General features: G+C 57.2%; 21 protein-coding genes and 1 pseudogene. 12 read left to right on the forward strand and 10 right to left on the reverse strand.

Annotated elements, in window-relative coordinates:
- The first annotated feature begins 3 nt into the window (after nucleotides 1–3).
- Entirely contained in the window at nucleotides 4–702 is a 699-nt protein-coding gene (locus ACHH0Z_RS13335) for a GNAT family N-acetyltransferase (RefSeq protein WP_045407871.1), read from the forward strand.
- Nucleotides 703–735: 33 nt separating this feature from the next.
- Here the strand turns inward: ACHH0Z_RS13335 and ACHH0Z_RS13340 are convergent, their stop codons facing one another.
- The 8 genes from ACHH0Z_RS13340 to betI form a co-directional block, all read right to left on the reverse strand.
- Nucleotides 736–2,430 (reverse strand): thiamine pyrophosphate-binding protein, encoded by a 1,695-nt coding sequence (locus ACHH0Z_RS13340; protein ID WP_045407869.1) that lies wholly within the window; start codon nucleotides 2,428–2,430, stop codon nucleotides 736–738.
- Nucleotides 2,431–2,463: 33 nt separating this feature from the next.
- The gene (locus ACHH0Z_RS13345; RefSeq protein ID WP_045407866.1) at nucleotides 2,464–3,204 is read right to left on the reverse strand and encodes an SDR family oxidoreductase; all 741 of its coding nucleotides are present in this window, start codon (nucleotides 3,202–3,204) and stop codon (nucleotides 2,464–2,466) included.
- Between the two features lie 273 nt (nucleotides 3,205–3,477).
- A complete protein-coding gene (locus tag ACHH0Z_RS13350; RefSeq protein ID WP_045407864.1) occupies nucleotides 3,478–4,125 on the reverse strand; it encodes an anti-sigma factor domain-containing protein in 648 nt (215 codons plus the stop codon).
- Entirely contained in the window at nucleotides 4,122–4,676 is a 555-nt protein-coding gene (locus ACHH0Z_RS13355; RefSeq protein ID WP_045407862.1) for an RNA polymerase sigma factor, read from the reverse strand. The genes ACHH0Z_RS13350 and ACHH0Z_RS13355 overlap by 4 nt, the downstream gene beginning before the upstream one ends.
- A gap of 43 nt (nucleotides 4,677–4,719) precedes the next feature.
- Nucleotides 4,720–5,283 carry a fasciclin domain-containing protein gene (locus ACHH0Z_RS13360; protein ID WP_023326865.1) on the reverse strand — a complete coding sequence of 188 codons (564 nt, stop codon included), beginning with the start codon at nucleotides 5,281–5,283 and terminating at the stop codon, nucleotides 4,720–4,722.
- A 143-nt stretch (nucleotides 5,284–5,426) separates the two neighbouring features.
- Entirely contained in the window at nucleotides 5,427–7,091 is a 1,665-nt protein-coding gene (gene betA, locus ACHH0Z_RS13365) for a choline dehydrogenase (RefSeq protein ID WP_045407860.1), read from the reverse strand.
- A 13-nt stretch (nucleotides 7,092–7,104) separates the two neighbouring features.
- Nucleotides 7,105–8,577, reverse strand: a complete 1,473-nt coding sequence (gene betB / locus ACHH0Z_RS13370) for a betaine-aldehyde dehydrogenase (protein WP_045407857.1) — start codon at nucleotides 8,575–8,577, stop codon at nucleotides 7,105–7,107.
- A 13-nt stretch (nucleotides 8,578–8,590) separates the two neighbouring features.
- Nucleotides 8,591–9,178, reverse strand: a complete 588-nt coding sequence (betI, locus tag ACHH0Z_RS13375; RefSeq protein ID WP_008500977.1) for a transcriptional regulator BetI — start codon at nucleotides 9,176–9,178, stop codon at nucleotides 8,591–8,593.
- 128 nt (nucleotides 9,179–9,306) lie between these two features.
- Here betI and betT point away from each other — a divergent pair, with 128 nt between their 5' ends.
- The 8 genes and pseudogenes from betT to ACHH0Z_RS13415 all read left to right on the forward strand — a co-directional run.
- A complete protein-coding gene (gene betT / locus ACHH0Z_RS13380; protein WP_395149540.1) occupies nucleotides 9,307–11,340 on the forward strand; it encodes a choline BCCT transporter BetT in 2,034 nt (677 codons plus the stop codon).
- A 676-nt stretch (nucleotides 11,341–12,016) separates the two neighbouring features.
- Nucleotides 12,017–12,397 carry a hypothetical protein gene (locus ACHH0Z_RS13385; RefSeq protein WP_025912684.1) on the forward strand — a complete coding sequence of 127 codons (381 nt, stop codon included), beginning with the start codon at nucleotides 12,017–12,019 and terminating at the stop codon, nucleotides 12,395–12,397.
- A 33-nt stretch (nucleotides 12,398–12,430) separates the two neighbouring features.
- Nucleotides 12,431–13,027, forward strand: a complete 597-nt coding sequence (locus ACHH0Z_RS13390) for a hypothetical protein (RefSeq protein WP_025912685.1) — start codon at nucleotides 12,431–12,433, stop codon at nucleotides 13,025–13,027.
- A 103-nt stretch (nucleotides 13,028–13,130) separates the two neighbouring features.
- Complete coding sequence (locus ACHH0Z_RS13395; RefSeq protein WP_025912686.1) at nucleotides 13,131–13,685, forward strand: fimbrial protein; 555 nt, start codon at nucleotides 13,131–13,133, stop codon at nucleotides 13,683–13,685.
- A gap of 60 nt (nucleotides 13,686–13,745) precedes the next feature.
- Nucleotides 13,746–14,423, forward strand: coding sequence for a molecular chaperone (locus tag ACHH0Z_RS13400; RefSeq protein ID WP_052672916.1), 678 nt, complete (start codon nucleotides 13,746–13,748; stop codon nucleotides 14,421–14,423).
- Nucleotides 14,424–14,595: 172 nt separating this feature from the next.
- Nucleotides 14,596–16,959 (forward strand): fimbria/pilus outer membrane usher protein, encoded by a 2,364-nt coding sequence (locus tag ACHH0Z_RS13405; RefSeq protein WP_045335452.1) that lies wholly within the window; start codon nucleotides 14,596–14,598, stop codon nucleotides 16,957–16,959.
- 77 nt (nucleotides 16,960–17,036) lie between these two features.
- Complete coding sequence (locus ACHH0Z_RS13410; RefSeq protein ID WP_227879416.1) at nucleotides 17,037–18,017, forward strand: fimbrial protein; 981 nt, start codon at nucleotides 17,037–17,039, stop codon at nucleotides 18,015–18,017.
- Between the two features lie 24 nt (nucleotides 18,018–18,041).
- Nucleotides 18,042–18,166 (forward strand): annotated as a pseudogene (locus ACHH0Z_RS13415) (metal ABC transporter permease); the annotation flags it as partial.
- Between the two features lie 12 nt (nucleotides 18,167–18,178).
- Here ACHH0Z_RS13415 and entD read toward each other — a convergent pair.
- Entirely contained in the window at nucleotides 18,179–18,820 is a 642-nt protein-coding gene (entD, locus tag ACHH0Z_RS13420) for an enterobactin synthase subunit EntD (protein WP_045407851.1), read from the reverse strand.
- 85 nt (nucleotides 18,821–18,905) lie between these two features.
- The gene (locus tag ACHH0Z_RS13425) at nucleotides 18,906–21,155 is read right to left on the reverse strand and encodes a TonB-dependent siderophore receptor (RefSeq protein WP_008500981.1); all 2,250 of its coding nucleotides are present in this window, start codon (nucleotides 21,153–21,155) and stop codon (nucleotides 18,906–18,908) included.
- A 144-nt stretch (nucleotides 21,156–21,299) separates the two neighbouring features.
- Here ACHH0Z_RS13425 and fes point away from each other — a divergent pair, with 144 nt between their 5' ends.
- From fes to entF, 3 genes are read left to right on the forward strand one after another with little or no spacing between them, the layout of a single operon-like run.
- Entirely contained in the window at nucleotides 21,300–22,499 is a 1,200-nt protein-coding gene (fes, locus tag ACHH0Z_RS13430; RefSeq protein ID WP_045407849.1) for an enterochelin esterase, read from the forward strand.
- A gap of 10 nt (nucleotides 22,500–22,509) precedes the next feature.
- The gene (locus ACHH0Z_RS13435) at nucleotides 22,510–22,722 is read left to right on the forward strand and encodes an MbtH family NRPS accessory protein (protein ID WP_021242619.1); all 213 of its coding nucleotides are present in this window, start codon (nucleotides 22,510–22,512) and stop codon (nucleotides 22,720–22,722) included.
- Nucleotides 22,719–26,576, forward strand: coding sequence for an enterobactin non-ribosomal peptide synthetase EntF (gene entF, locus ACHH0Z_RS13440; RefSeq protein ID WP_045407847.1), 3,858 nt, complete (start codon nucleotides 22,719–22,721; stop codon nucleotides 26,574–26,576). The genes ACHH0Z_RS13435 and entF overlap by 4 nt, the downstream gene beginning before the upstream one ends.
- Nucleotides 26,577–26,636 lie beyond the last annotated feature (60 nt).

The raw sequence follows: 26,636 nt of genomic DNA on the forward strand, positions 1-26,636 counted from the left end.
GCCGTGCCCGAAATCAATCAATATGGTCAAACCGTTAACGATATCGTTCCCGACTGGAAAGGCGCGCGCGCGTTAACCCGCACGCCGCTGTTCGGCCAGTATTGTCGCCTGGAGCCGCTGGACGCCGATCGCCACGCGGCCGATCTCTTTGAGGCCTACGCGCTGGGGGACGACAGCGACTGGACGTGGCTTGCCAGCACGCAGCCCACGAGCGTGGAAGCCACCGCGCACTGGATCATGGCGAAGGTCATGGACGATGAGCTGGTGCCGTTTGCCGTCATTGACTTACGCAACGAACGGGCGGTGGGGCTGGTGAGCTATATGGCCAACGAGCGGCTGCTGGGGTCGGTGGAAATTGGTCACGTCACCTGGTCGCGCAAAATGAAAGGTTCCCGCATCGGCACCGAAACGGTGTGGCTGCTGCTGAAAAATGCGTTTGAGCACGGCTACCGGCGCCTCGAGTGGAAGTGCGATTCCATGAACGTGGCGTCGCGCAGGGCGGCGGAGCGGCTGGGGTTTGTCTGGGAAGGACGCCTGCGCCAGAAGCTGGTGCGTAAAGGGCGCAACCGCGACAGCGATATGCTTTCTATTATTGACGGCGAATGGCCGCAAAGAGACGCGGAGCTGCGCGCCTGGCTGGCGGCAGAGAATTTTGACGAGGAAGGGCGGCAGATAAAGCGGCTTGAGGCGTTTCGGTTATAAGTTTTTTATGTAGGGTACAGCGTAAACGCGCGGTTAATCCGCGGAAATCGCGATTTCAATCAGGTTGGTTTTTCCTGACTGCAGGCCGCGTGTTACCGCTTCGGCGATATCCGCAGCCTCGGTCACCCGGCAGCAGTGGACGCCCATGGCGGTGGCCAGCGACTGAAAATCGATATGCGGGTTCACCAGGTCCATCCCGATAAAACGCCCCAGCCGCGTTGAGCTGTAGTCAGCCTGGCTCTTCATAAAGTTTTTCAGGATGTTGTACTCCCTGTTATTCATGACGATAAAGGTGACCGGCAGATTTTCGTGTGCCGCCGTCCAGAGCGCCTGCGGCGAGTAGAGGGAGGCTCCGTCCCCAACTAAACACACTACCGGCTCGCGGCCCAGCCCCAGCGAGTGACCTACTGCTGCGGGCATCCCCCAGCCCAGTCCGCCGCCGCGCATAAAGTAGTAGCGCTGGTGCTGCTGGTCAGAGATGAACCGGCGGACATGCCTGGCGGTCGCTATCGCCTCATCCACGATGGTGGTACCCGCCGGAATGGATCGGATGACTTCCCAGGCTGCGACCATCGGGGAGAGCGCCGGGCGTAGCCGCTCGGCGGCCAGACGTTCCTCCTGCTGCTGCCACTCCTTCTCCCGTTCGTCGCGGGCCGTAACCAGCAGCCGCTGGTGGGCCAGCGTGCTGGCGATCAGGCGCTGCTTAAGCTTCGGCAGCAGTTCGTGCAGGGAGAGCTTGATATCCCCCATCACCGAAAGGCGAGTGGCATAGGTGCGGCCAAGCTCGTGCATATCCGCCGAGAGCTGATACACCGCGCAGGTCGCCGGAATAGCCTCGCCCTCGCTGTACAAAATGGTGATCAGGCTTCTGCCGCCGATGATAAATACGGCATCGTAGGCATTGATGATGCTGGCGATTTCGCTGGCGGTGGTGGGCATATTGCCCCGCCAGAGCGCGTGCTGAGTGGGAAAAGGCAAATTCAGCGGCCAGGAGGAGCCGTAGACGTGGGCGCTGAGCGCTTCCGCCAGCTCGACAATCTCCTGCGTCGAGCCGCTGGAGTGCACCTCATCGCCCGCCACAATCATGATCCTGCCCGGCGCGATCTCGCTGAGCGCCTCCGCCAGCTCGTCCAGCGAGCCCGCCACGGTGTGGTAGTTCACTCTCGACGCCGTCTGTATTCCGGCGTCGCTCAGCTCTTCCATCACGTTCATCGGCAGAGAGAGCAGCACCGGACCAGCCGGAGGGTAGCTGGCAGCGTGAAACGCGCGGCGCACCAGCACCGGGAGCTGGTCGGCGCTGGTGACCTCCTGCGCCCATTTCATGACCGGGGAGCCAATGGATACAATATCATCATACAGCAGCGGGTCGCGGACGTAGTGCCGCGTATCCTGCTGTCCAACGGTCACCACCAGCGGGGTTTTCATGATCCGCGAATTAATGAGATTCCCCATCCCGTGCCCCAGGCCGCTCGCGGTATGCAAATTGATAAAGCCCGTTTTGCCGGAGGCTTTCGCATAGCCGTCGGCAATCGCCACCACGGTGCTCTCCTGAAGCGCCAGAATATAGTGAATATTTTCATGGCGAAGCAGGGCATCAATCAGAGGAAGCTCGGTGGTGCCGGGGTTGCCAAAAATATATTCCACGCCTTCACTCTCCAGCACTTCAAGAAGAATATCGGCACCCGTTCGCATATTGAGATCTGATAAGGACGTTAATGATTTAATCATACTGACACCTCATTCAGTATTATTTAACCCAGGCTAAAATTCTTCCTGCGTCGGACGCACAACAATTTCATTAATATCAACGTCGCCAGGCTGTTCTATGGCAAATAAAACCGCGCGGGCAATTGCGTCAGCCGGAATAGCCTGCTTATAAAACTCACGGAGAAATTTTTTACTCTCTTCGTCAGAGCTGCCGAATTGCAGTTCGCTTTCGACGGCGCCGGGCGAAATAAGCGTCGTGCGGATAGTTTTACCCGCCTCCTGACGTAAGCCTTCACTCAGCGCGCGGACGGCGAATTTTGTGGCGCTGTACACCACGCCGCCAGGTGCCAGCACCTTGATGCCCGCGACGGAGGCAACGTTAATAAAATGCCCGCTGCCCTGACGCTGGAACACCGGCCACGCGGCCGCGATGCCGTACAGCACCCCTTTCAGATTGGTGTCAATCATCTTGTCCCATTCGTCGGTTTTCAGCTCGCTCAAGGGGGCGATAGCCATAAAGCCCGCGTTGTTGATCAGCACATCCACGCGCTGGTAGGCGGCAACGGCAGCGTCAATGGCGCGCTGAACCTCTTCCTGACGAGTCACGTCGGCCTTCACGGCTATCGCCTTGCCGCCTTGCTGAATAATCTGATCCACCAGGGCATTAATTCTGTCCAGACGGCGCGCCACCAGCACCAGCGAAAACGCGTTATTCGCTAAATGGAGGGCAATCGCCTGACCAATACCGCTGCTGGCACCGGTAATGACAACAACCTTGTTTGCACTATTATTCATGATCTTATCTCGCTATTGAGTGATGCAAAAAATAAAAGGCAGAGAAGCATTAATGAATAATGACAAATTCATTAATGCGGTTTTTGATATATTGTGTATCGGAAATAAAATAATGTTCGTTTAAAACTTAATGGAGTACGCAAGAGTCTGTCAATGTCGTTTTTTAATAATTACATTAATTACAGGCCTAATATTTAATTCTTATAGGTAACCGAGAATAGTATTTAAATGAAATGGGGTCACGATAGCGGCCCTGCGAACAGGGCCTGAGAATTACAATTTGCCACTGTAAAGCACCGGGCCTGTGGGGAGCCCAGTGGGCGATCCGCCCGCTGGTTCAAGGCTTATGGCTATCGTGGCGTCAGGAGGGAGCGTTGTGTTCCTGAGGGTGACGCGTGTCGGTATGTCGTTATGCAGCAGCCCCATGGAGACCGGCGCCTGCCCGCCTGGGATCAGCCAAAGCTGGAGGCTGTGTTGCGCCGCGACGGCCGTCGGCCGAAGAGGGGCAATGCTCAGGTGCTGGCGGCTGGCATCCGCGCTGACGACCCATTCCTCGTGCTGTTGGGCATCGTTGAGGACCATCAGCGGAGCGAGTTCCGGTGTACGGGTTGCATACCAGGCAACGACCGACAGGGCGGCGAGGGAGGCCGCAACCATCCAGCCGACATAAGGCCGACTTTTGCGTAAAGGCTTTTTGGGCGGCAGATCGAGGGCGATTCTTTTCCACACCGTCTCGGGTGGAGGGACGGGCACAAGATGACTATCCAGCGTGCTGAACATTTTCTGCCAGTACGCGACGCGGGCGGCCAGAGCCGGTTCACGGAGGACCCTTTTCTGGAACTGAAGCCGTGCTCCTCCCCGCAGCGTGCCGAGGGCATATTCCGCAGCCAGCATGTCGTCGCGTTTTTCTGCGTCATTCATAGCCCCACGCACTCCCGAAGATGATCCATTGCCCGACGTATCCAGCTTTTCACCGAGCCTACAGGCTGCTGGAGCCAGTCGGCAATGTCGCTGTGAGACATTCCCTGATAGTAGGCGAGCGTAATGCTCTGGCGCTGCTCGCTGCTCAAATGTTCGAGACACTGCCTGAGCCGTTCTGCCTGCGCATCGTCGTGCCAGTTATTCTGCTCATCGCTTTCGCTCAGCAGAATATCTTCCGAATACGCCTCTTCACGGGCTGCAGCCCGGGTTTGCCCGCTGCGCAGCCAGTCAATACAGCGGTTGCGAACAATATGCGTAAGCCAGGTCATCGGGGAGCTCAGGGTAGCGTTATAGGTTTCGGCTTTACTCCAGACGGTGACAAAACAGTCGTGAAGGATCTCTTCTGCCCAGGCGCGGTCGCGCAGCATGCGCAGCGCAACGGCAAACAGGTGAGGCGATGTGAGTCGGTAAAGTTGTTCAAATGCGCGGCGATCGCCGTTTGCGACCGCCTGCATTAATTTCAACTGCTGTTCAGCCAGCGCGTTATCCATGTTTTTCCCGGAAGGCAACGTCACACTTCCGAAGTATAGACAACTACTTAGGCATCAGGACGGTATCAATCACATCGATCACGCCATTTTTCTGATGAACGTCATAGGTGCTGATGTTCGCCACGTTACCTTTACCGTCCTTAAGCTGAATATTGTGCGGGCCGTTACTCATGATCCACAGCGGTTGGCCGTTAACGGTCTTCAGCTCCGCGTGACCGCCGCCCTGTTTAATTTTCTGCTCCAGCGCTTTCATATCGTAATTACCGGCGACCACGTGATAGGTCAGAATGCTGGTGAGCGTGGCTTTGTTTTCGGGTTTGACCAGGTTCTCGACCGTGCCGGCAGGCAATTTCGCAAACGCCGCATTGGTTGGGGCAAACACGGTGAAGGGCCCTTTGCTCTGGAGCGTATCCACCAGCCCGGCCGCTTTGACGGCGGCCACCAGCGTAGTGTGATCTTTCGAGTTCACGGCGTTTTCAACAATATTTTTGCTCGGGAACATCGCCGCTCCGCCCACCATTACGGTGTCTGACGTCATGGCTGCTGATGCGCCTGCACAGAAGAGTATCGCGCTGGATACGAATGCAACACTGAGTAGCTTTTTCATCATTTATCCTCGGATTAAGGAGCAAAGGCGTTGCTCACATACTCATATACGAGGGGCGGGGGGAAACTGGATGCAGGGAAATGAAAATAAATTTGTAGCGGGGAAGTGAATTCCCTCTCCCCGGTGGGGAGAGGGCAAATGACTTAGCGTCTCACCGGTGCCCCGTTCGCCACATAATACGCCGCCGTGCTCTTCGCCAGCGGCTCGCGACCGCGGATTGCATCGGCAATCTTCTCACCAATCATAATGGTGGTGGCGTTCAGGTTGCCGGTGATGATCTGCGGCATAATCGACGCATCCACCACGCGCAGCCCTTCCAGCCCGTGAACGCGGCCTTCACTGTCGACCACCGCCATCTCGTCGTAACCCATCTTGCAGGTGCCGCACGGATGGAAGGCGGTTTCGGCGTGGTTACGCACAAACTCGTCCAGCTGCTCGTCGGTCTGGCAGTCAATACCCGGACTGATTTCACGGCCGCGGTACTTGTCCAGCGCGGGCTGGTGCATGATCTCGCGGGTGATGCGGATCGCGTCGCGGAACTCCTGCCAGTCCTGCTCGTGGGACATGTAGTTGAACAGGATCGCCGGATGCTGGTGCGGATCGCGCGACTGGATGCGCACGTGTCCACGGCTCGGGGAACGCATGGAGCCGACGTGGCACTGGAAGCCGTGTTCTTTCACCGCGTTCGAGCCGTTGTAGTTAATTGCCACCGGCAGGAAGTGGTACTGAATGTTTGGCCACTCAAACTCTTCACGGCTGCGGATAAACCCGCCCGCTTCGAAGTGGTTGCTCGCGCCCACGCCGGTGCCGCCAAACAGCCACTCCGCGCCAATCTTCGGCTGGTTCCACCACTGCAGGGCAGGGTAGAGGGAGACCGGCTCTTTACATTCGTACTGGAGGTACATCTCCAGGTGATCCTGCAGGTTTTCCCCCACGCCGGGCAGATCGTGCACCAGCGGGATATCAAACTGCTTCAGCAGGTCAGCGTTGCCCACGCCGGAGCGCTGGAGGATCTGCGGGGAGGCAATCGCCCCGGCGCTCAGCAGCACTTCTTTTTTTGCCGTCGCTTTGGATGGGATGGTGCTTTCACCCTCCAGCCACTCGACGCCCACCGCGCGCTTGCCCTCAAAGAGGATGCGATCGGTCATGGCGTGGGTGCGGATGGTCAGGTTCGGACGCGGTTTCGCCTGATCCAGATAGCCGCGCGCGGTGCTGGCGCGTCGGCCCTGCGGCGTGACCGTGCGGTCCATCGGGCCGAAGCCCTCCTGCTGATAGCCGTTGAGATCGTCGGTGCGCGGATAGCCCGCCTGCACGCCCGCCTCCACCATCGCCTCGAACAGCGGGTTCACGCCCGGTTTCGAGGTGGTAACGCTCACCGGACCGTCGCCGCCGTGGTAGTCGTTCGGCCCCACGTCGCGGGTCTCTGCCTTGCGGTAGTAGGGCAGGCAGTTGAGGTAGCTCCAGTGCTCCAGGCCCGGCTCTTTCGCCCAGTGGTCGAGGTCCATCGCGTTACCGCGGATGTAGCACATGCCGTTGATCAATGACGAGCCGCCCAGCCCTTTGCCGCGTCCGCACTCCATGCGGCGGTTGTTCATGAAGGGTTCTGGCTCGGTTTCGTACGCCCAGTTGTAGCGCTTGCCCTGCAGCGGGAACGCCAGCGCGGCGGGCATCTGGGTGCGGAAGTCAAATCGGTAATCCGGTCCGCCTGCTTCAAGCAGCAGGACGGTGGTGTTCGGATCTTCAGTCAGTCGTGTCGCCAGCACGTTGCCGGCAGAGCCGGCCCCGATAATGATGTAGTCAAATTGCAAATAAACCTCCCGGTTAAAATATGGACTGGAATTTACCCATCTCAACCTGGATGGACTTCACCTGGGTGTAGCTCTGCAGCGTCATCACGCCGTTCTCGCGGCCAATGCCGGAGTGCTTGTAGCCGCCGACCGGCATCTCTGCGGCGGATTCACCCCAGGTGTTGATCCAGCAGATGCCCGCTTCGAGCTGATGAATGGCGCCGTGGGCGCGGTTCAGGTCGGTCGTGACGATGCCTGCCGCCAGCCCGTAGTCGGTGTCGTTGGCGCGGCGAATCGCTTCCTCAACGGACTCATAGGTTAGGATGGACATCACCGGGCCGAAGATCTCTTCGCGCACGATGGTCATCTCGTCTGTGCAGTCGGTGAACACGGTTGGGGCCACCCACGCGCCGTTATCGAAGCCTTCGCCCTTCAGCACGTCGCCGCCGCACAGCACGCGCGCGCCTTCCTCTTTGCCTTTGGCGATGTAGCGCATCACGCTGTCGCGGTGCGGGAAGCTGACCATCGGACCAAAGTTGGTAGCTTCATCGAACAGATCGCCCGCGCGGATGCGGCCCACGCGTTCAGTGATTTTCTGCTCAAACGCGGCTTTGAACTTAGCCGGAACAAACACGCGGGTGCCGTTGGTGCACACCTGGCCGGAGCTGAAGAAGTTGGCCATCATGGCGATGTCCGCCGCGAGATCCAGATCCGCATCGTCGAAAATAATCAGCGGCGATTTACCGCCCAGCTCCATCGTCACCTCTTTCAGGGACGAGGCCGCCGAGTTGGCCATCACTTTTTTGCCGCTGGCGACGCCGCCGGTAAAGGAGACTTTGGCGATGCCCGGATGCTCGGTCAGGTACTGGCCGGTCTCCGCGCCTACGCCCGGCAGGACGTTAAATACGCCGTCCGGCAGGCCCGCTTCGGTGTAGATCTCGGCAAGCTTCAGGGCGGTAAGCGGCGTCACTTCGCTTGGCTTGAAGATCATCGCGTTGCCGGCCGCCAGCGCCGGGGCCGATTTCCACAGGGCGATCTGGATCGGGTAGTTCCACGCGCCGATGCCCGCCACCACGCCCAGCGGTTCGCGGCGGGTATAGACGAATGAGGTCTCACGCAAGGGGATCTGGCTGCCTTCCAGCGCCGGGATCAGCCCCGCGTAGTACTCCAGCACGTCCGCTCCGGTGACGATGTCGACGGTGGAAGTTTCGGAATACGCTTTACCGGTGTCGAGGGTTTCCAGCTTTGCCAGCTCGTCGTTGCGCTCGCGCAGGATGTCGACGGCGCGACGCAGAACGCGGGAGCGCTCCATGGCGGTCATCGCCGCCCAGATTTTTTGCCCGCGTTTTGCGCTTTCCACGGCGCGGTCGACGTCTTCACGCCCGGCGGCCTGTACGGTCGCCAGAACGTCACCGTTGGCCGGGTTAATGGTCTCGAAGGTGCGACCGCTGGTGGCCGATGTATAACCACCATTGATATAAAGCTGCTGTTCTGCCATTCGGGACATAAATTCTCCTCGGTTAGTCGGTCGGTAAATGCTGGCTGATAAAGTGGCTGGTGAGCGACTGCGCCAGGGTCTTATCCAGCGGCTTGCCGCTCAGCGCGGCGCGCAGCCACAGCCCGTCGATCAGCGCCGCCAGCCCGTAGCCCGCCTCCTGGGCCTGCTCGCGCGGAAGCTCGCGGCGGAACTCGTACACCAGGTTCGACAGCAGGCGGCGGCTGCTCACCTGCTGCAGGCGGTAGAGCATGGGCTGATGCATGCTGCTTGCCCAGAAGGCCAGCCAGGCCTTCATCGCCGCGCTGCTCACCTGGGTTTCATCAAAGTTACCGCCGACAATCGCCTGCAGACGCTGCTCCGCGCTGCCGTTCGGCAGGGCGTGCAGGCGGCTTAATACCGCATCGCGCAGCTGGCCGGTGATGTCGCGCATGGTCGCTTCCAGCAGGCCGTTTTTGTCTTTGAAATAGTGACTGATGATCCCCGTGGAAACGCCTGCCCGACGGGCGATCTGCGCGATCGTCGCGTCATGCATTCCCACTTCATTTATTGCTTCCAGCGTGGCGTCGATAAGCTGCCTGCGCCGGATCGGCTGCATCCCCACTTTGGGCATTATTGCCACTCCATTCATCAGCGTTGGTTAACCATTAAAGCGGTTTTTGATTGGACGTTCAATATAAAATGTGTCTTAATTGTTGCGGATTTGGATTTTAATAGTTACAAAAACAGTGAGGATACTGGATGACAGACCTTTCACAGGACAGAGAAAAAGACAAAATCAACCCGGTCGTTTTTTATACGTCCGCCGGGCTGATTTTGTTGTTTTCCCTGACAACGATCTTCTTTCGCGATTTTTCTGCCGAGTGGATTGGGCGCACCCTGAACTGGGTATCGAAGACCTTCGGCTGGTACTACCTGCTGGCGGCGACGCTCTACATCGTCTTTGTGGTCTGCATTGCCTGCTCGCGCTTCGGCTCCGTGAAGCTCGGGCCAGAGCAGTCCAAGCCCGAATTCAGCCTGCTGAGCTGGGCCGCGATGCTGTTTGCCGCGGGGATCGGCATTGACCTGATGTTCTTCTCCGTGGCGGAACCGGTCACGCAGTATATGCAGCCGCCGGAAGGGGCAGGGCAGACGATGGAGGCCGCGCGCCAGGCGATGGTCTGGACGCTGTTCCACTACGGCCTGACCGGCTGGTCAATGTACGCCCTGATGGGGATGGCGCTGGGATACTTTAGCTATCGTTATAATTTGCCCCTCAACATCCGCTCCGCGCTGTACCCGATTTTCGGTAAAAAGATCAACGGTCCGATTGGTCACAGCGTCGATATCGCGGCGGTGATCGGCACCATCTTCGGTATTGCGACCACGCTCGGGATTGGCGTGGTGCAGCTTAACTACGGCCTGAGCGTGCTGTTTGATATTCCGGATTCGATGGCGGCGAAAGCGGCGCTGATTGCGCTCTCCGTCATTATTGCCACCATTTCGGTGACGTCGGGCGTCGATAAAGGCATCCGCGTGCTCTCCGAACTGAACGTGGCGCTGGCGCTGGGCCTCATCCTGTTCGTGCTGTTTATGGGCGACACCTCATTCCTGCTCAATGCTTTAGTGCTGAACGTGGGCGACTACGTGAACCGCTTTATGGGCATGACGCTGAACAGCTTCGCCTTTGACCGTCCGGTGGAGTGGATGAACAACTGGACGCTGTTCTTCTGGGCGTGGTGGGTGGCGTGGTCGCCGTTTGTCGGCCTGTTCCTGGCGCGTATTTCGCGCGGGCGCACCATCCGCCAGTTTGTGATGGGCACGCTGATTATCCCGTTCACCTTTACCCTGCTGTGGCTGTCGGTGTTCGGCAACAGCGCGCTGCATGAGATTATCCACGGCAACGCGACCTTTGCACAGGAAGCGATGGCGCACCCGGAGCGCGGCTTCTACAGCCTGCTGGCGCAGTACCCGGCGTTCACCTTTAGCGCCTCCGTGGCGACCATTACCGGCCTGCTGTTCTACGTCACCTCGGCGGATTCCGGCGCGCTTGTGCTGGGTAACTTCACCTCGAAGCTGAAGGATATCAACAGCGATGCCCCGAACTGGCTGCGCATCTTCTGGTCGGTCGCCATCGGCCTGCTGACGCTCGGCATGCTGATGACCAACGGCATCTCGGCGCTACAGAACACCACGGTGATCATGGGGCTGCCGTTCAGCTTCGTCATCTTCTTTGTGATGGCCGGGCTGTATAAATCGCTCAAGGTGGAAGATTACCGCCGCGTCAGCGCCAGCCGCGATACCGCACCGCGTCCGATGGGGGCGCAGGACAGACTGAGCTGGAAGAAACGCCTGTCGCGCCTGATGAACTACCCGGGCACGCGCTACACCAAACAGATGATGGAGACGGTCTGCTTCCCGGCAATGGAAGAGGTGGCGCAGGAGCTGAAGCTGCGTGGCGCCTACGTGGAGCTGAAAAACCTGCCGCCGGAGGAGGGTGAAACCCTGGGGCACCTGGATCTGCTGGTGCACATGGGCGACGAGCAGAACTTTGTCTACCAGATCTGGCCGCAGCAGTACTCGGTCCCCGGCTTTACCTACCGGGCGCGCAGCGGGAAATCGACCTACTACCGGCTGGAGACCTTCCTGCTTGAAGGAAGCCAGGGGAATGATTTGATGGACTACAGCAAGGAGCAGGTAATAACGGACATTCTGGACCAGTATGAACGGCACCTGAACTTTATCCATCTGCACAGGGAAGCGCCGGGGAATAGCGTGATGTTCCCGGATACGTAAGTTACTTTTTACAAACGCGCAATATAAGGCAAGTGTCTATCGGCACTTGCCTTTTTTATCTCTTGAGTTTGCTGGCAGAACTCATCACGGGAAGGGAAGAAGGAATGTGCCGGAATAATGTTAATTTTCATCAAAAAAATTGATCTGAGTGTGATTTTTCATGATGTGATTGATTTTTAATAAGTTTTTTAATTATTCAAACGAGAGGGGGTTAGAGTTTTGTAAAGAAAATTCAGGTTTTGTATTGGGCGTTTTACTAAAACTCAAAGTTTTGTCATGAATAATCTTAAATTAACCCTATTAAGAAAAGGTTTAATTCCTTTTCTTTACTCTACTAACTTATTGATTTGATTTATTGATTGTTTATTGTTTGGTTTTTTGTTCTGTTTTGTTAATTATAATGGATGAATATGCTTGTGTAATAATTGCGTTAAAAATTAGTGTTGGCTTTATACATTTTTTTATCAAAAGGATTTTTATACTTAATAATGTTAAGTTAGTGGTTTAATATTTCTAATAGAGTCGAAGTTGTGATTTTTTATCTTGATAAATCTGTCTCATTGTCACATTTTCTTCATTCAAATACCATCTTCTACAAATCAGGCGAACACTGATTACCCAGTGCGGAGGAGGAGATGTCAAAGAAATGAGAACGATAAGCCCCTAAGGAGTGGTTGTGCCTTTTGTCTCTGACGAACTTCTGTATGGATACACCATTTTCCAGCATCTGGAATACAGGCCAACAACGCGCACGCTAATTAATATCAAAAATGGCCGAATCAAAAGATTTGGTACAACGAAAGCCAGATTGTTTGAGTATTTATTGTCAGGAATGGATGAAGGAATTGTCTACGATAATGACATCATCGTACATGTTTTTGAAGATCATGGGTTGCGGTGCTCCAGATCTTATCTACTATCCATGATTAAAAAAATTCAAAATGCGTTTAATACCGTCGGCTTTGAGCGGTATCCCTTTGCAAGGGTTGATGGAAAAGCTTATGTAATCGATAGGTCTTGCTTAGAGCGCATATATGTTGTCAAAACTTCATCTTAATCATGTTATGTGAATTAAAAAAAGGAATGAACGTTGACGACGCTACTGGTGTTCACTCGGAATTTTGCAATGAGGCAGGCCATTCAGGGCTTATCCTCAGCGGACAAAGCGGTATTCTTTTTTGATAACCGCCTTGAGTTTATCGTCTGTGCAACGATCCTGGATAAGCCTTGCATTTTGATTGATGCAATTGATGAAACAACAGATAACATAAGGTGGTTGTATTCTCGGCTCGCGGCCAGAGGATTATCGCGACGAACCTATTTTATTTCACCAGAAGAAAACACAGGCAATAGCTATTTAAAACTCTTCTGGCTGGTTACGACGATCAAAGAGTTGAAGGCGCTTTGCGATCGCGCAGCGAAACTCCCCGCAACGGAAAAACCCTGGGAAGTAGCCGATGTTATTTACGACAGGTTATCGGTAAAGTTATCGCCAGAACATCTGGACTTTCTGATGACGCTATACGATGCGTCGACCGGGAAATATCGTTGCAATGACCGCGATGACATTAATAAAAACTACTATTTAAGAAAGCGACTTGCATTAGGAAGCAGTTCAGAGATGAAACAGCTCATCGTTATTTTATCCACTCAGGCTTATCACCATCCTTGTCTAAAATCAGCCTGACTGGGCAATAAATAATACATTAACTGGTTTAGCGGACTTATTCCGCTGTTCCTGCATTGACATGACGTCAATGCAGATAATGTTCAATCCTAAGGATAAAGCTATGCAAACTAAAGTTACCCGTGTAATTCGTAATGTACTGACGGCCGCTGCCGTGAGTGGAATCACCTTTGCCGCTCAGGCGGCCGATGGAAAAATTAATTTCACCGGCACAATCCTTGATTCGGCCTGTACGATTGAATCCAGTACGGCGAATCAGACCGTTAACCTTGGGAAAATCCCTAAAAGCTCGTTCAGCGCGGCCGGATCTGTTGCTGCTGCAACCCGCTTCAGCATTATGTTGAACAATTGCCCCGCGGCCGTTACCTCTGCATCTATTAAGTTTGATGGTACTGCGGACAGCTCTGACACCAGTATTCTTGCGCTGAACAGCGATCAAACGGCGAAAGGTGTAGGCGTTGCGTTTTATGAAGAGGATGGCATTACCGCGATCCCTCTGGCAACCCAGTCGAAGAGCATCACCCTTGACACCAGCGCAGGCGAAGATGCCGCAAACAGCAATAAGATGACCTTCGTGGCCAAATATAAGGCAACGCAGGCTGCCGTGGTGGCGGGTACGGCAAACGCGACGTCAGATTTTACCATTACCTATCAGTAATATCCCGGGCGTACCTAAGGTGCGCCCCGTTGTCTCTTGCTGAAATATTGGGAACGTATGATGAGTCAACTTATTCGAACGATTGCGTTATCAGGCGTTTGCCTGCTCTCTCTACCGGTTAAGGCCAGCATAACCGTCGGGGGGACACGCTTAATTTATAATGGAAATGAAAGCGAAGCCTCACTCCCGGTGAGTAACAGTCGGGATGCCGTTCCCTATTTAATTCAGTCATGGGTTGAGTTAGGTGAAAACTCGAAGGAGAAGGTTTCTTTTATCGTTACGCCGCCCCTGTTCCGCCTAGACGGAGGCCATGAAAATACGCTGCGGATCATTTATACCGGTGAAAAAACACTGCCTGATAATCGCGAATCTTTTTTTTGGCTAAACGTTAAGTCTATTCCCTCAATGACCCGGTCAGATGAAAATCGGCTGCTTATTGCCGTTAAGACGCGTATGAAAATTTTCTATCGCCCTGCGGCGCTGGCGTCTGAAAAATCCGGTGAAGCATGGACGAAATTAAAGTTTGAGACGCGCGGTGAACACCTGGTGATTAATAACCCAACGCCGTTCTACGTTTCTCTTTATTCATTAACGATTGGCAATAAAACGATTGCGCAGCCGCCGATGATTTCACCCTTTAGTTCCGCAACGGTGGCCGGCAGTGGAACGCAGGTGGCCTGGAAAGCCATAAATGATTTTGGTGGCGTAACGACAGAAAAGCGCCAGATGCTGAAATAAAAAATATTAACAATACGCTATGTCACTCGCGCAGGTAAGCAAAGTGAATACTGTTCCTTTTTCTCGATATGGTTTTTTCTCTGGCTCGTGGCCTAACCGCGTAAGTCGACTCTCGACGATAGCGCTTTTTATTTCGGGCGTTTTTCCCGCAGCTGCGGGCGAACTCTATTTTATGGCCGATGCGCTTGAAAAAACACACTCGACTTCTCAGGGCATCGATCTGGGCCGCTTCGAGCGGGGAGAACAGTTACCCGGCACCTACAGGGTGGAAATATGGCTTAATGAAAATTATATCCGAACGGAAAATATCTCTTTTGTATCTGTTAACGGCGTCGGGCTGGCGCCGGAGCTTAACCGGAGCGTGCTGGAATCACTTGGTGTCAGGGTCAAGGCATTTCCTGAATTATCCATGCTGCCTGCCGAGGCAATAATTACCGATCCCGGCGCATTTATACCGGATGCCTCCACCCGGCTGGATTTTGACAGGCAGAGACTGGATATCTCTATCCCTCAATCGGCGCTTAACGCGCGGGCACGCGGCACCGTTGATCCGTCGCGCTGGAACCAGGGCATTTCTGCACTGCTGGTAAATTACAGCATCAACGGCTCGCGCAGCTGGAGCCGGGACGGTGAGGCGCAGGATCAGCTTTACACCAATCTGCAAAGCGGTATTAATGCGGGACCGTGGCGCCTGCGTAACTACAGCACCGTGACGAAGAACAACGGAAAGCAGTCGTTTTCGTCGTTGAATACGACCCTGAGCCGCGACGTCCAGTTTTTGAGAGGGCAGTTTCAGGTGGGGGAAACCAGCACCCCCGGCGACGTGTTTGACAGCGTGATGTTTCGCGGCGCCCAAATTTTTTCCGATGACACCATGTTGCCGGAAAGCATGCGCGGCTTCGCCCCCATCATTCGGGGGATCGCCCGCACCAACGCCACGGTTACCGTGAAGCAAAACGGCTACACGGTTTATCAAACCTACGTGGCGCCTGGCAGCTTTATCATTCGCGATCTTTATCCTACGTCAGCGAGCGGCGATCTGGATATTGTCGTCACCGAAGCTGACGGCAGCGTCCAGCATTTCGTGCAACCTTTCTCCGCGGTTCCCGTCATGCTGCGGGAAGGCCGCGTGAAGTATGCGCTGAGCACAGGCGAGTTTCGAACGACGAAGCATGGGGCACATACGCCCACATTTGGCCTGGGCACGTTGGCTTATGGCCTCTCCAATAATCTCACGCTGTACGGTGGCGTCCTGGGGGCAAGTAACTATGCGTCCGGCGTGCTTGGTTCCGGCCTCAGCTTTGGCGATATAGGCTCACTATCGGCGGACGTTACCCTTGCCGAAAGCCAGCTCGTTGAGGAGAAAAATCGCCGCAGCCGGGGACAGTCCTATCGGGTGCAGTATTCAAAAACGGTGGCCACGACCGATACCACCGTGACGCTCGCAAGCTATCGCTACTCCACGGAAGGCTTTTATACCTTCCAGGAGGTGAATGAATTCAGCAGCCAGCGCTACAACAAGCGAAGCCGACTGCAACTCAACCTCAGCCAGTCGCTGCAAAGCTGGGGAAATTTTTATATTTCGGCATACCAGCAGGACTACTGGGGCAGACAGGGCTATGAGCGCAACGTCAGCACCGGCTTTAACACCAGTATTCGCGATATCAATTACTCGCTCGGCTACACCTACAGCGAAACGCCGGGCAAAGACCGTAGGGACCAGATTGTAGCCTTTAACTTACAGGTGCCGCTGAGCAAATGGCTGCCGCAAAGCTGGGCCAGCTATAGCGTGAATATGCAAAAGAACGGTCCTGAGACGCACCTGGTGGGTCTGAGCGGCACCGCACTCTCTGATAATAACCTGAGCTACCTTGTCCAGCAGGGCTATACGTCGTCTGGCGGAGAATCGAGAAGTTCCTTAAGCGGAACCTATAAAGGCGGCTACGGTACCGTAAGCGCAGGCTACAACTACAGCCGACAGAACAGTCAGCTGAACTTCGGTCTGCAGGGGGGGGTTGTCGGCCACGAGCATGGCGTGACGTTCTCTCAGCCGCTGGGGGATACCATTGTGCTGCTAGAAGCGCAGGGCGCATCAGGCGTGAGCGTGCGCAATAACCCTGGCGTTAAAACGGACTGGCGCGGATATGCGGTAGTGCCCTATGCCAGCGCTTATCAGGAAAACCGGATTGCGATAGACATCGGTTCGCTGGGGCCGGACGTGGATGTGGACGAATCCGTAGTCAACGTCGTACCTACGCGCGGTGCCGTGGTGCGCGCGACGTTCAAAGCGAGAACAGGGTTCCGTGCTCTGATAACGTTGCTGTATCAGAACTCGCCGGTGCCCTTTGGGGCCATGGTAAAGCTTAACGGAAGCGATGCGATGAGCATTGTCGGGAGCGACGGAGAGGTCTATATGAGCGGCCTGAACGACGGTGACAGCATAACGGTACAGTGGGGAGCGAAAACCTGTCGCGCCAAAATAAACTTGAACGCCTTACCGGGTAAAATTCAGCGTACCGCTGCGACGTGTCGTTAAATTTCTCATTGCGTTAATACGTATTATTACTTTTACGAGAGAAGGCCTACGCCTTGCCTGAAATGAAGGAACATATCATGTCCACCGTATTTAAAATCGCGACGGCAGCCGTGGGATGCGCTGTCTCTCTGAATGCCTTTGCGCTGTGTTCTGCAAACGACGTAGCGGTCAACTTCGATCACAATATTGTCGTTCAGCGGGATGCGCCGGTTGGAACGGTATTAGCAACGATAATTACCAGTAACCCCATAAAATGTGACCCTGAGGGTCAGCAAATCGGATACGATGGCTCGTGGTTTATTCAGCTCTCCGGGGCGAATACGGATTACGGCGCCTCGCCGCTGGCAAACGTGCGGGCGACAGAGGTTCCTGGCATTGGCATCCGGTGGAAGAACTTTTCCAGCACCACGCAAAGTAGCGAATTTGTCACCAGAATGGACCTCAATAACCCGAACTGGAGGCGAGGGATCCTCCAGGATGGTGTATCAACGTTCACGGATACTTTTGAGCTGATCAAAACCAGCACTACCCCGGAGACGGGCTCAATACCCGCTCTGGCGCTAAATATGGAATACAGTACTCCGAGAAGTAATAACATTATGCGCCTGCCGCTTTTTAAATATATATTTTCGCCGATGAATATAAGCACTGCATCCTGTCAGATTGAAGATAAAAATTTGAATATTAATATGGGGATTGCGCTATTACCGAAGTTTAACGGCGTCGGCAGCACCCAGAATCAGGTGACATTTTCCATACCGCTTATCTGTAGTGCACAGACCGCAGTGAATGTGACGTTGGATAATGTCAGCCCGCTTGCCGATCCTGTTAACGGAGTATTGGGGTTAAACAGCAGTTCGACGGCTACAGGTTTGGGCATTCAGCTAAAATATAACGATTCGCCCGTGCAGTTCGGCAAGCTTATTAAATACGGCACGACGACCTCGGCAGGAGAAATCGTCAATATTCCCTTTAAGGCCGCGTATTATATGACCTCTGCGAATGCTCGATCAGGCTCGGTGAGCGCCACGGCGTCGTTTACTATGACCTATCGTTAACGCATTATTTGAAATACCCTCGCATCCGGCCTGTTCTGCGCGGTTTCCACCGAATGCCTGAAAGATAACAGCCGAATCAAACAGAATGGGTTATGGGGATCATTTTTTCAGGCATGTTTGGTGTCGGGTTGAGCCTCTGCATTCCCGTCGGCAGGAGAGCCTTACAGCAGGGTGATCGCCTTTTCGCCGTGCTGTCGCCAGTGAAGGGTGAAGGCGGTGGCTTTGGCGTATCCTGCGCGTTGAAGGGTTAATGCCAGGGTAAGCGTTTTATCGTCGAGCTGTGTGACGCGAGTGCTGTCAAACCCCATCCAGGACTGTACCTTCGGAAAGAGGGCTTTGAACAGGCTCTCTTTGGCGCTAAACGCCAGCGTCAGGGCGAGGGGGAACGGAAAACCTGAGCAGGAAAGGACGAGCTCTTCCTGGGCATCAATGACGCCGTCTTTTATTTCCTGAGCTTCATTCTCGGAGAGGATCGTTTCGCAATCGATGCCGATAATCGCCGGATGGTCGCATGTTACAACCGCCATCGCCTGCGTGCCGCTGTGGGTGATGCTTCCTGAAACGCCTTCCGGCCAGAGCGGTTCACCGCTGGGGCCGATGCCGGGCACGGTGTGGTCAGGTAAGGCATGCACGGCGGCGATGCGGCCTGCCAGATGCTCGGCTTTGCGTTTGCGCCCGGCGTTTGCAAGCTCAGCGTGGTGGGGGAGCCAGAGGAGATCGGCGTCGGTGAAGGTGGTTGGGTCGAAGGTGACGTGGTGTACGGTATGGCCGGCGAGAATGAACGTGCGGTGGGTGGTGTGCATGGTTTCCCCTCTATCAATAAATAGTGCGGCCTGATGTCCTCACCCAGCCCTCTCCCACAGGGAGAGGGCGGCGTTGTTGCCTTTATTAGAATCGCGTATTCACGCTCATATACCACGTGCGGCCTGGCTCATTATAGGTATAAGCCCCCGCGCCGTACATATACGCGCCGGTGGTGGCGTTCCCGGTCGTCTGGGCATTACCCGCACGCCACTGGCGCTTGTCGAAGACGTTATCCACGCCGCCGGTCAGGCTGACGTTTTTGGTCATGTCCCAGGTCGCGCTCAGACCAACGATGCTGTACGGGCTGACCTCGTCTTTTTCAGACCCGGTCACTGGCTGACCTTTGTAGTTGTACTTCTTCGGCTGCTGCTTGCCGTACCAGGTAAAGGTCGACTGGAGCGACACGTCCTGATGAACCTGCCAGCTCAGTGTCGAGTTCAGCGTGTACTCCGGAATGATCGACAGACGGTCGCCGGTCTCCTTGTTCTTGCTCTGCAGCATGTAGGTGATGTTGTTGGTCCAGTTAATGGTGTCGCTGACCGGCACGTTCAGGGAGCCTTCCAGCCCTTCAACCACCGCTTTCGGTACGTTTTCCCACTGGTAGATATCCGTCTGCACTTTACCAGATGAGGTGTGACCGATCGGCGCGTAGCCCGCTTCGATCTTGTTGCGGTAGTCGTTGCGGAACCAGGTCACGCCCGCCAGCCAGCCGTCGCGCTTCCACTCCAGACCAATCTCTTTGTTGATGCTGGTTTCGGCCTTAAGATCGTCGTTACCCATCATGTAGCAGCCTACGCCGTCGGAGCTGGCGTAGCAGCCCTGACCTTTGCTGTAGAGCAGGTAGTTCGGGTTGGTCTGATACAGGCTTGGCGCTTTATAGGCGCGGGCGATACCCATCTTCAGCGTGAAGTCATCCCCCAGACCCTGCGACAGGTTCAGGGACGGGCTCCAGTTGTTGCCGACGATGGTGTGGTGGTCGAAGCGCAGGGCAGGGGTCAGCATGGTGCTGTCGGTCAGCTCCATGTTGTTCTCAGCGAACAGGGAGAAGATTTCCGCTGAGGTGTACGGGCTGCGATCGTTACTCATGCCCGGAATGGTGCCGCCCTGCAGGGTTTGCGTGAAGGAGGTGGAATCTTTCATGCGCTGCTGGTTCCACTCGGTACCCAGCGTCAGGTTCTGGTTAACGAGGAAATCAATCGGCAGGTTGATTTCGCTGTGCAGCATCACGTCGGCCAGATCGGTGTCGGTGAATTTATTGCTGTTGAACAAGCCTTCCGTACCGCCCGCCAGCCCTTCACCCAGACGGGAGTTGCGGGTGTGCTCGTACTGCGCCCAGTTGCTGGTGGTAATGCCGTTATCCCAGCCGCCGTTCCAGGTCACCGCGAAGTTCTGGCGATAGATACGGTTGGTCTCTTTGCCGTAGTTCTTTTTCACCAGGCCGCTGGAGCTGTTGTCGTTGTTAGTGTTCTGGGTATCACCGGCGTAGAGGTTATTCTGACGGCTGTAGCCCGCCTCAAATTCCAGAGACTGCATCGGCGCAAAGTCCCAGCGCACCACGCCGTTGATGTCTTTATTTTCCACCCCTTCACGGCCCGCGGGCAGCGTGTCGGCGTAGGCACCGGTTCGGTCAGACTGGTGACCCTGGTTGATGTCCCACGCGTCGGCCTGGGTTTTGTCCAGGTTACCGAACATGCGGAAGCTGAAGTCGCCGCCCAGCGGGCCGCTCAGGCTGAAGTTGGTGCGTTTGGTGGAACCTTCATCCTTGTGCTCAGGCGCATTCAGGTAGGTGTTCCAGGAGCCGTGCCACTGGTCGTCGAATTTTTTGGTGATGATGTTCACCACGCCGCCTGCCGCGCCGTTGCCGTAGCGCGCGGCGGCCGGACCGCGGATCACTTCGATGCGCTCGATCATCTCCGGCGGCACCCAGCCGGTATCGCCGCGGGTGTCACGTTCGCCGCGCCAGCCCAGACGGATGGAGTTACGGCTGGTCACCGGCTTGCCGTCGATCAGGATCAGGGTGTTTTCTGGCCCCATGCCGCGGATATCAATCTGACGGTTATTCCCGCGCTGGCCGCTGGTGGAGTTACCGGTCAGGTTAACGCCCGGCATGGTGCGGATGATTTCCGCCACGTCGCGCGCGGGCGGGTTTTTGCGGATCTCATCGGCGGTGATGGTCGATACCCCCGGCGCCTGCAGATTCTGCTCGGCGGCGGTGATCACCATCGTATCTTCGTGCTGCGCAGAGGCGGTGTTGTCGTCTGCCAGAGCAGGCAGCGCGACGCCATAAATCCCTAAATTGACCAGCAAGGCCAGAGAGTGAATCTTCTTATTCATTGTACGTCCTGCTTTTGTGGTTGTTTTATGAGCGCTTCCCACAGCGCGGGCACTACGCTATTGCAAATGCAAATAGTTATCAATAATATTATCAATAAAATTTGCTCTGAAACAAAAAAGACTGTTAAACATGAGGTTATAAGGGTGACGGCGTTAACAACGGGAAGTGAAGCGTGGTGGCAGTCGAAAAACGGGCCTGAATGGACGCCGGAAAAGGGAAACTATCGCGTCACGTTCTGGTGGCGTGACCCGGCAGGAACGCAAAGAACGTCACCGATCAAACGCGTCTGGCTCTACGTCACCGGCGTGACCGATCACCATCAAAATGCCCGCCCGCAGTCCCTCGAACGCATTCCCGATACCGACGTCTGGCAGTGGCAGGGCGAGTTCAGCCCCGAGTGGCGCGGAAGCTACTGTTTTATCCCTTCCGTGAATGAAAACGATTTTGCCAGCGTCGTGTTTGAAGGCGAGCAGCCGGAGCGCATGGCGCTGCGCGAAGGGTGGCGCAAGCTGCTGCCGCACGCGGTTTCTGACCCGCTGAACCCGCAGAGCTGGCGCGGCGGGCGCGGCCATGCCGTCTCCGCGCTGGAGATGCCGCAAGCACCGGTTCAGCCGGGGTGGAATCATCCCGATACGCCGTATCAGCCGCCAGTCTGCATTGAGTGGGAAAGCGTGCGCCTGAAAAATCGCCGTCGCGTCTGGATTTTCACTACCGGGGGCGACGACCCGGAACGTCCGCTGGCGGTGCTGCTTGACGGGCAGTTCTGGGCCGAAAGTATGCCGGTCTGGCCTGCGCTGGCGTCGCTCACCAGCGAGCGCAAACTGCCGCCTGCGGTCTACGTCTTAATCGATGTTATCGACATGGCGCATCGCAACCGCGAGCTGCCGTGCAATTCCGATTTCTGGCTGGCGGTGCAGGAAGAACTTCTCCCCCTTGTTAAAAAACGCGTGCCGTTTAGCGACCGCGCCGACCGTACGGTGGTCGCAGGGCAAAGCTTTGGCGGTCTCTCTTCCCTTTATGCCGCACTGCACTGGCCGCAGCGTTTTGGCTGCGTGCTTAGCCAGTCCGGCTCCTACTGGTGGCCGCACCGCGGCGGCCAGCAGGACGGGCTGTTAATCGAACAACTTAAAGCCGGCGAAATATCCCCTCGCGGGTTACGCATCCTTCTTGAGGCCGGGCGCAACGAGCCGCTCATCTTCCGCGCGAATCAGGCGATTTATGCCGAACTGCACACACACCAACCGGTTATCTGGCGTCAGGTTGACGGCGGACACGATGCGCTTTGCTGGCGCGGTGGGCTGACGCAGGGGCTTATCACCCTCTGGCAGCCGCTTATTCACTAACGGAGTCTGTATGGAATTCAGCAATCCTTTCGATAATCCGCAGGGACAGTTCGCCATTTTGCAAAACGACCAGGGGCAGTACAGCCTGTGGCCACAGCAGTGCGAACTGCCGGCAGGGTGGGGCGTGGTGTGCGAAGCACAGTCTCAGGAGGCGTGCCAGCAGTGGCTGGCGGAACGCTGGCAGACGCTTGAGCCGTCTTATTTCGCGGGGGAGAACGCATGAACCGTCTTCCTCTCGTCGCCGCCCAGCCGGGGATCTGGATGGCGGAACAGCTGTCCACGCTGCCAAACGCCTGGAGCGTGGCGCACTACACCGAGCTGAAAGGCGACATTGACGCGCCGCTGCTGGCAAAAGCCATTGCCGCGGGCATGATGCAGGCCGATACCCTGCGCATGCGCTTTGCGGAAGACAACGGTGAGGCGTGGCAGTGGGTGGATGACACCTTCATTCTGCCGGAACCGTCCATCGTTCGCGTTGATTCCCACGCCGCCGCCGTGGCGCTGATGGAATCCGATCTTAACCAGAACCTGCGCGTCGACAGCGGGCAGCCGCTGGCCTTTCATCAGCTGATTCAGGTCGGTGAAAACCACTGGTACTGGTATCAGCGCTATCACCATCTGGTGGTGGATGGCTTCAGCTTCCCGGCCATAACCCGCCAGATCGCTGCGATTTATGCCGCGTGGAAAAAGGGCGAACCCACGCCGGAATCCCCGTTTACGCCATTTGCAGAGGTGGTGGACGAGTATCAGCGCTATCGCGACAGCGAGGCGTACCGGCGCGACGGCGCCTTCTGGGCCGGGCAGCGCAAACAGCTGCCTTCTCCGGTCTCGCTCTCCTCCGCGCCGCTGCCGGGCCGCGCCGCCACGACCGACATTCTGCGTCTGAAAATTACCGCCGACGGCCGCGCTTTCAGCAAGCTTGCACAGGCGGCAGGGCAGGTACAGCGCACCGACCTGGCGCTTGCGCTGGTGGCGCTGTGGCTGGGGCGCCTCACCGGACGGCTGGACTACGCCGCCGGGTTTATCTTTATGCGCCGGATGGGATCCGCGGCGCTCACCGCGACCGGGCCGGTGCTTAACGTCCTGCCGCTGGCGGTCAATATCGATCCCCAGGAGAGCCTGCCCTCGCTGGCGCTGCGCCTGGCGAACCAGCTGAAAAAAATGCGCCGCCATCAGCGCTACGACGCCGAGCAGATCGTGCGCGACAGCGGGAAAGCGGCGGGCGATGAAGCGCTGTTTGGCCCGGTGCTGAACGTTAAAGTGTTCGACTACCAGCTGGATATCGACGGCGTGGAGGCCATCACCCACACGCTGGCGACCGGCCCGGTGAACGATCTGGAGCTGGCGCTGTTCCCGGACGAGCAGGGCGAGCTGAGCATGGAGATCCTCGCCAATAAGCAGCGCTACGATGAGGCGACGCTGACGCGTCACGTGGCGCGCCTGAACGCGATGCTGGTGCAGTTTGCGGCCAACCCGGACCTGCGCTGCGGCGAGGTGGAAACCGTTTCAGAACAGGAATACGCAAAGCTCGCGCGCATCAACGATACCGGGCTGGCGCTGCCGTCCACCACGCTGGCGGATCTGGTCGCGGAGCAGGCGAGCAAAACGCCGGACGCCCCCGCGCTGGCGGATGCGCACGTTGAACTCAGCTATCGTCAGATGCGCGAGCAGGTCGTCGCGCTGGCAAACCTGCTGCGCGCGCGCGGCGTGAAGCCGGGCGACAGCGTGGCAGTGGCCCTGCCGCGCTCGGTATTCCTGACGTTAGCCTTGCACGGCATTGTGGAGGCGGGCGCCGCGTGGCTGCCGCTCGACACCGGCTACCCGGACGATCGCCTGCGGATGATGCTCGAGGACGCGAAGCCGTCCCTGCTCATTACCACCGACGAACAGCTTCCGCGCTTTAGCAATCTGTCCGTCGAGACGTTTAGTTACAACACACTTTTACCGGCCACCGATGCTGAGCCGCTGCGTCTGGCAAAGCCGGAGCAGACGGCGTACATCATCTTTACCTCCGGCTCGACAGGGCGTCCAAAAGGGGTCATGGTCGGCCATACCGCCATCGTTAACCGCCTGAAGTGGATGCAGGACCATTATCCGCTGGCCGCGAACGATGTGGTGGCGCAGAAAACGCCGTGCAGCTTTGACGTGTCGGTGTGGGAGTTCTGGTGGCCTTTTATCGCCGGGGCGAAGCTGGTGATGGCGGAGCCGGACGCGCACCGCGATCCGCAGGCGATGCAGAGCTTCTTCGCGCACTACGGCGTGACCACTACCCACTTCGTGCCGTCGATGCTGGCGGCGTTTGTTGCCTCGCTGACGTCGGAAAACGTCGGGTGCTGCAACACGCTTAAGCAGGTGTTCTGCAGCGGCGAAGCGCTGCCGACCGCGCTGTGCCGCGAGTGGGAACAGCTGACGCACGTGCCGCTGCATAACCTCTATGGCCCGACGGAAGCGGCGGTGGACGTCAGCTGGTATCCGGCGTTTGGGCCCGAGCTGGCGGCGGTGGAAGGCAACAGCGTGCCGATCGGTTTCCCGGTGTGGAACACGGGGCTGCGCATTCTGGATGCGATGATGCGCCCGGTACCGTTCGGCGTGGCGGGGGATCTCTACCTCACCGGCATCCAGCTGGCGCAGGGATATCTGGGACGCCCCGATCTCACCGCCAGCCGCTTTATCGCCGACCCGTTCGCTGCGGGCGAGCGCATGTACCGCACCGGTGACGTTGCCCGCTGGCTGGATAACGGCGCGGTGGAATATCTGGGCCGCAGCGATGACCAGCTCAAAATCCGCGGCCAGCGCATCGAGCTGGGTGAAATCGACCGGGCGATGCTGTCGCTGCCGGACGTGGCCCAGGCCGTGGCGCACGCCTGCGTGTTCAACCAGGCGGCGGCGACGGGCGGCGATGCCCGCCAGCTGGTGGGGTACGTGGTTTCTGAATCTGGCTTACCGCTGGACCGCGACGCGCTGCTGGACTCGCTCAGGGCAAAGCTGCCGCCGCATATGGTGCCGGTGGTGCTGCTGCAAATTAGCGCGCTGCCGCTGAGTGCCAACGGCAAGCTCGACCGCAAGGCGCTGCCGCTGCCGGAGCTGACCGGTAAAACCTCCGGTCGCGCGCCGGAAAGCGAAACTGAAATCGCCGTGGCGCAGGCCTTTGCCGCGCTGCTGGGCTGTGAGATCAGCGACATTGAGGCGGATTTCTTTGCCCTCGGCGGCCACTCGCTGCTGGCGATGCGTCTGGCGGCGCAGCTCAGCCGCGCGTTCAACCGTAAGGTCACGCCGGGGCAAATTATGGTCGCCTCCACGGTGAGTAAGCTTAGCGCGCTGCTGGACTCGCAAATGAGCGACGAGCAGGCGCAGCGTCTGGGGTTTGAAACGCTTCTGCCGCTGCGTGAGGGCGACGGCCCGACGCTGTTCTGCTTCCATCCGGCGTCCGGCTTTGCCTGGCAGTTTAGCGTCCTGGCGCGCTACCTCAGCCCGCGCTGGTCCATCGTCGGCATTCAGTCGCCGCGCCCGGAAGGGCCGATGCAGCAATGTGCGGATCTCGATGGAGCGATCGATCATCACCTGAAAACGTTGCGTAAGCAGCAGCCGCAGGGGCCGTATTACCTGTTCGGCTATTCCCTCGGCGGCACGCTGGCGCAGGGCATTGCGGCCCGCCTGCGCGAGCAGGGTGAAGCGGTGGCGTTCCTCGGCCTGCTGGACACCTGGCCGCCGGAAACCCAGAACTGGGCGGAAAAAGAGGCCAACGGCCTCGACCCGGCGGTGCTGGCGGAAATCGAGCGCGAGCGGCAGGCGTTTATCGCCGCCCAGCAGGGACAGGGCTCCAGCGAGCTGTTTAACGCTATCGAAGGCAACTACGCCGATGCGGTGCGGCTGCTCACCACGGCGCACAGTTCACGCTTTGACGGTAAAGCGACGCTGTTTGTTGCCGAGCGCACGCGCATGATGGATCCGCAGGCCGCCTGGGCACCGTGGGTGGGGGAACTGGAGGTGTACAGCCAGAACTGCGCCCACGTGGATATCATTTCACCGCAGGCGTTTGAGAAAATTGGGCCAGTGTTGAGGGAGATTTTGGGGTAACGTCAAAAGCGCCGGGTGGCGGCTACGCCTTACCCGGCCTACGGGAGCCGAGTGTAGGCC

Source organism: Enterobacter cloacae complex sp. 2024EL-00227 (genome assembly GCF_043945315.1).
Classification (GTDB): Bacteria; Pseudomonadota; Gammaproteobacteria; order Enterobacterales; family Enterobacteriaceae; genus Enterobacter; species Enterobacter roggenkampii.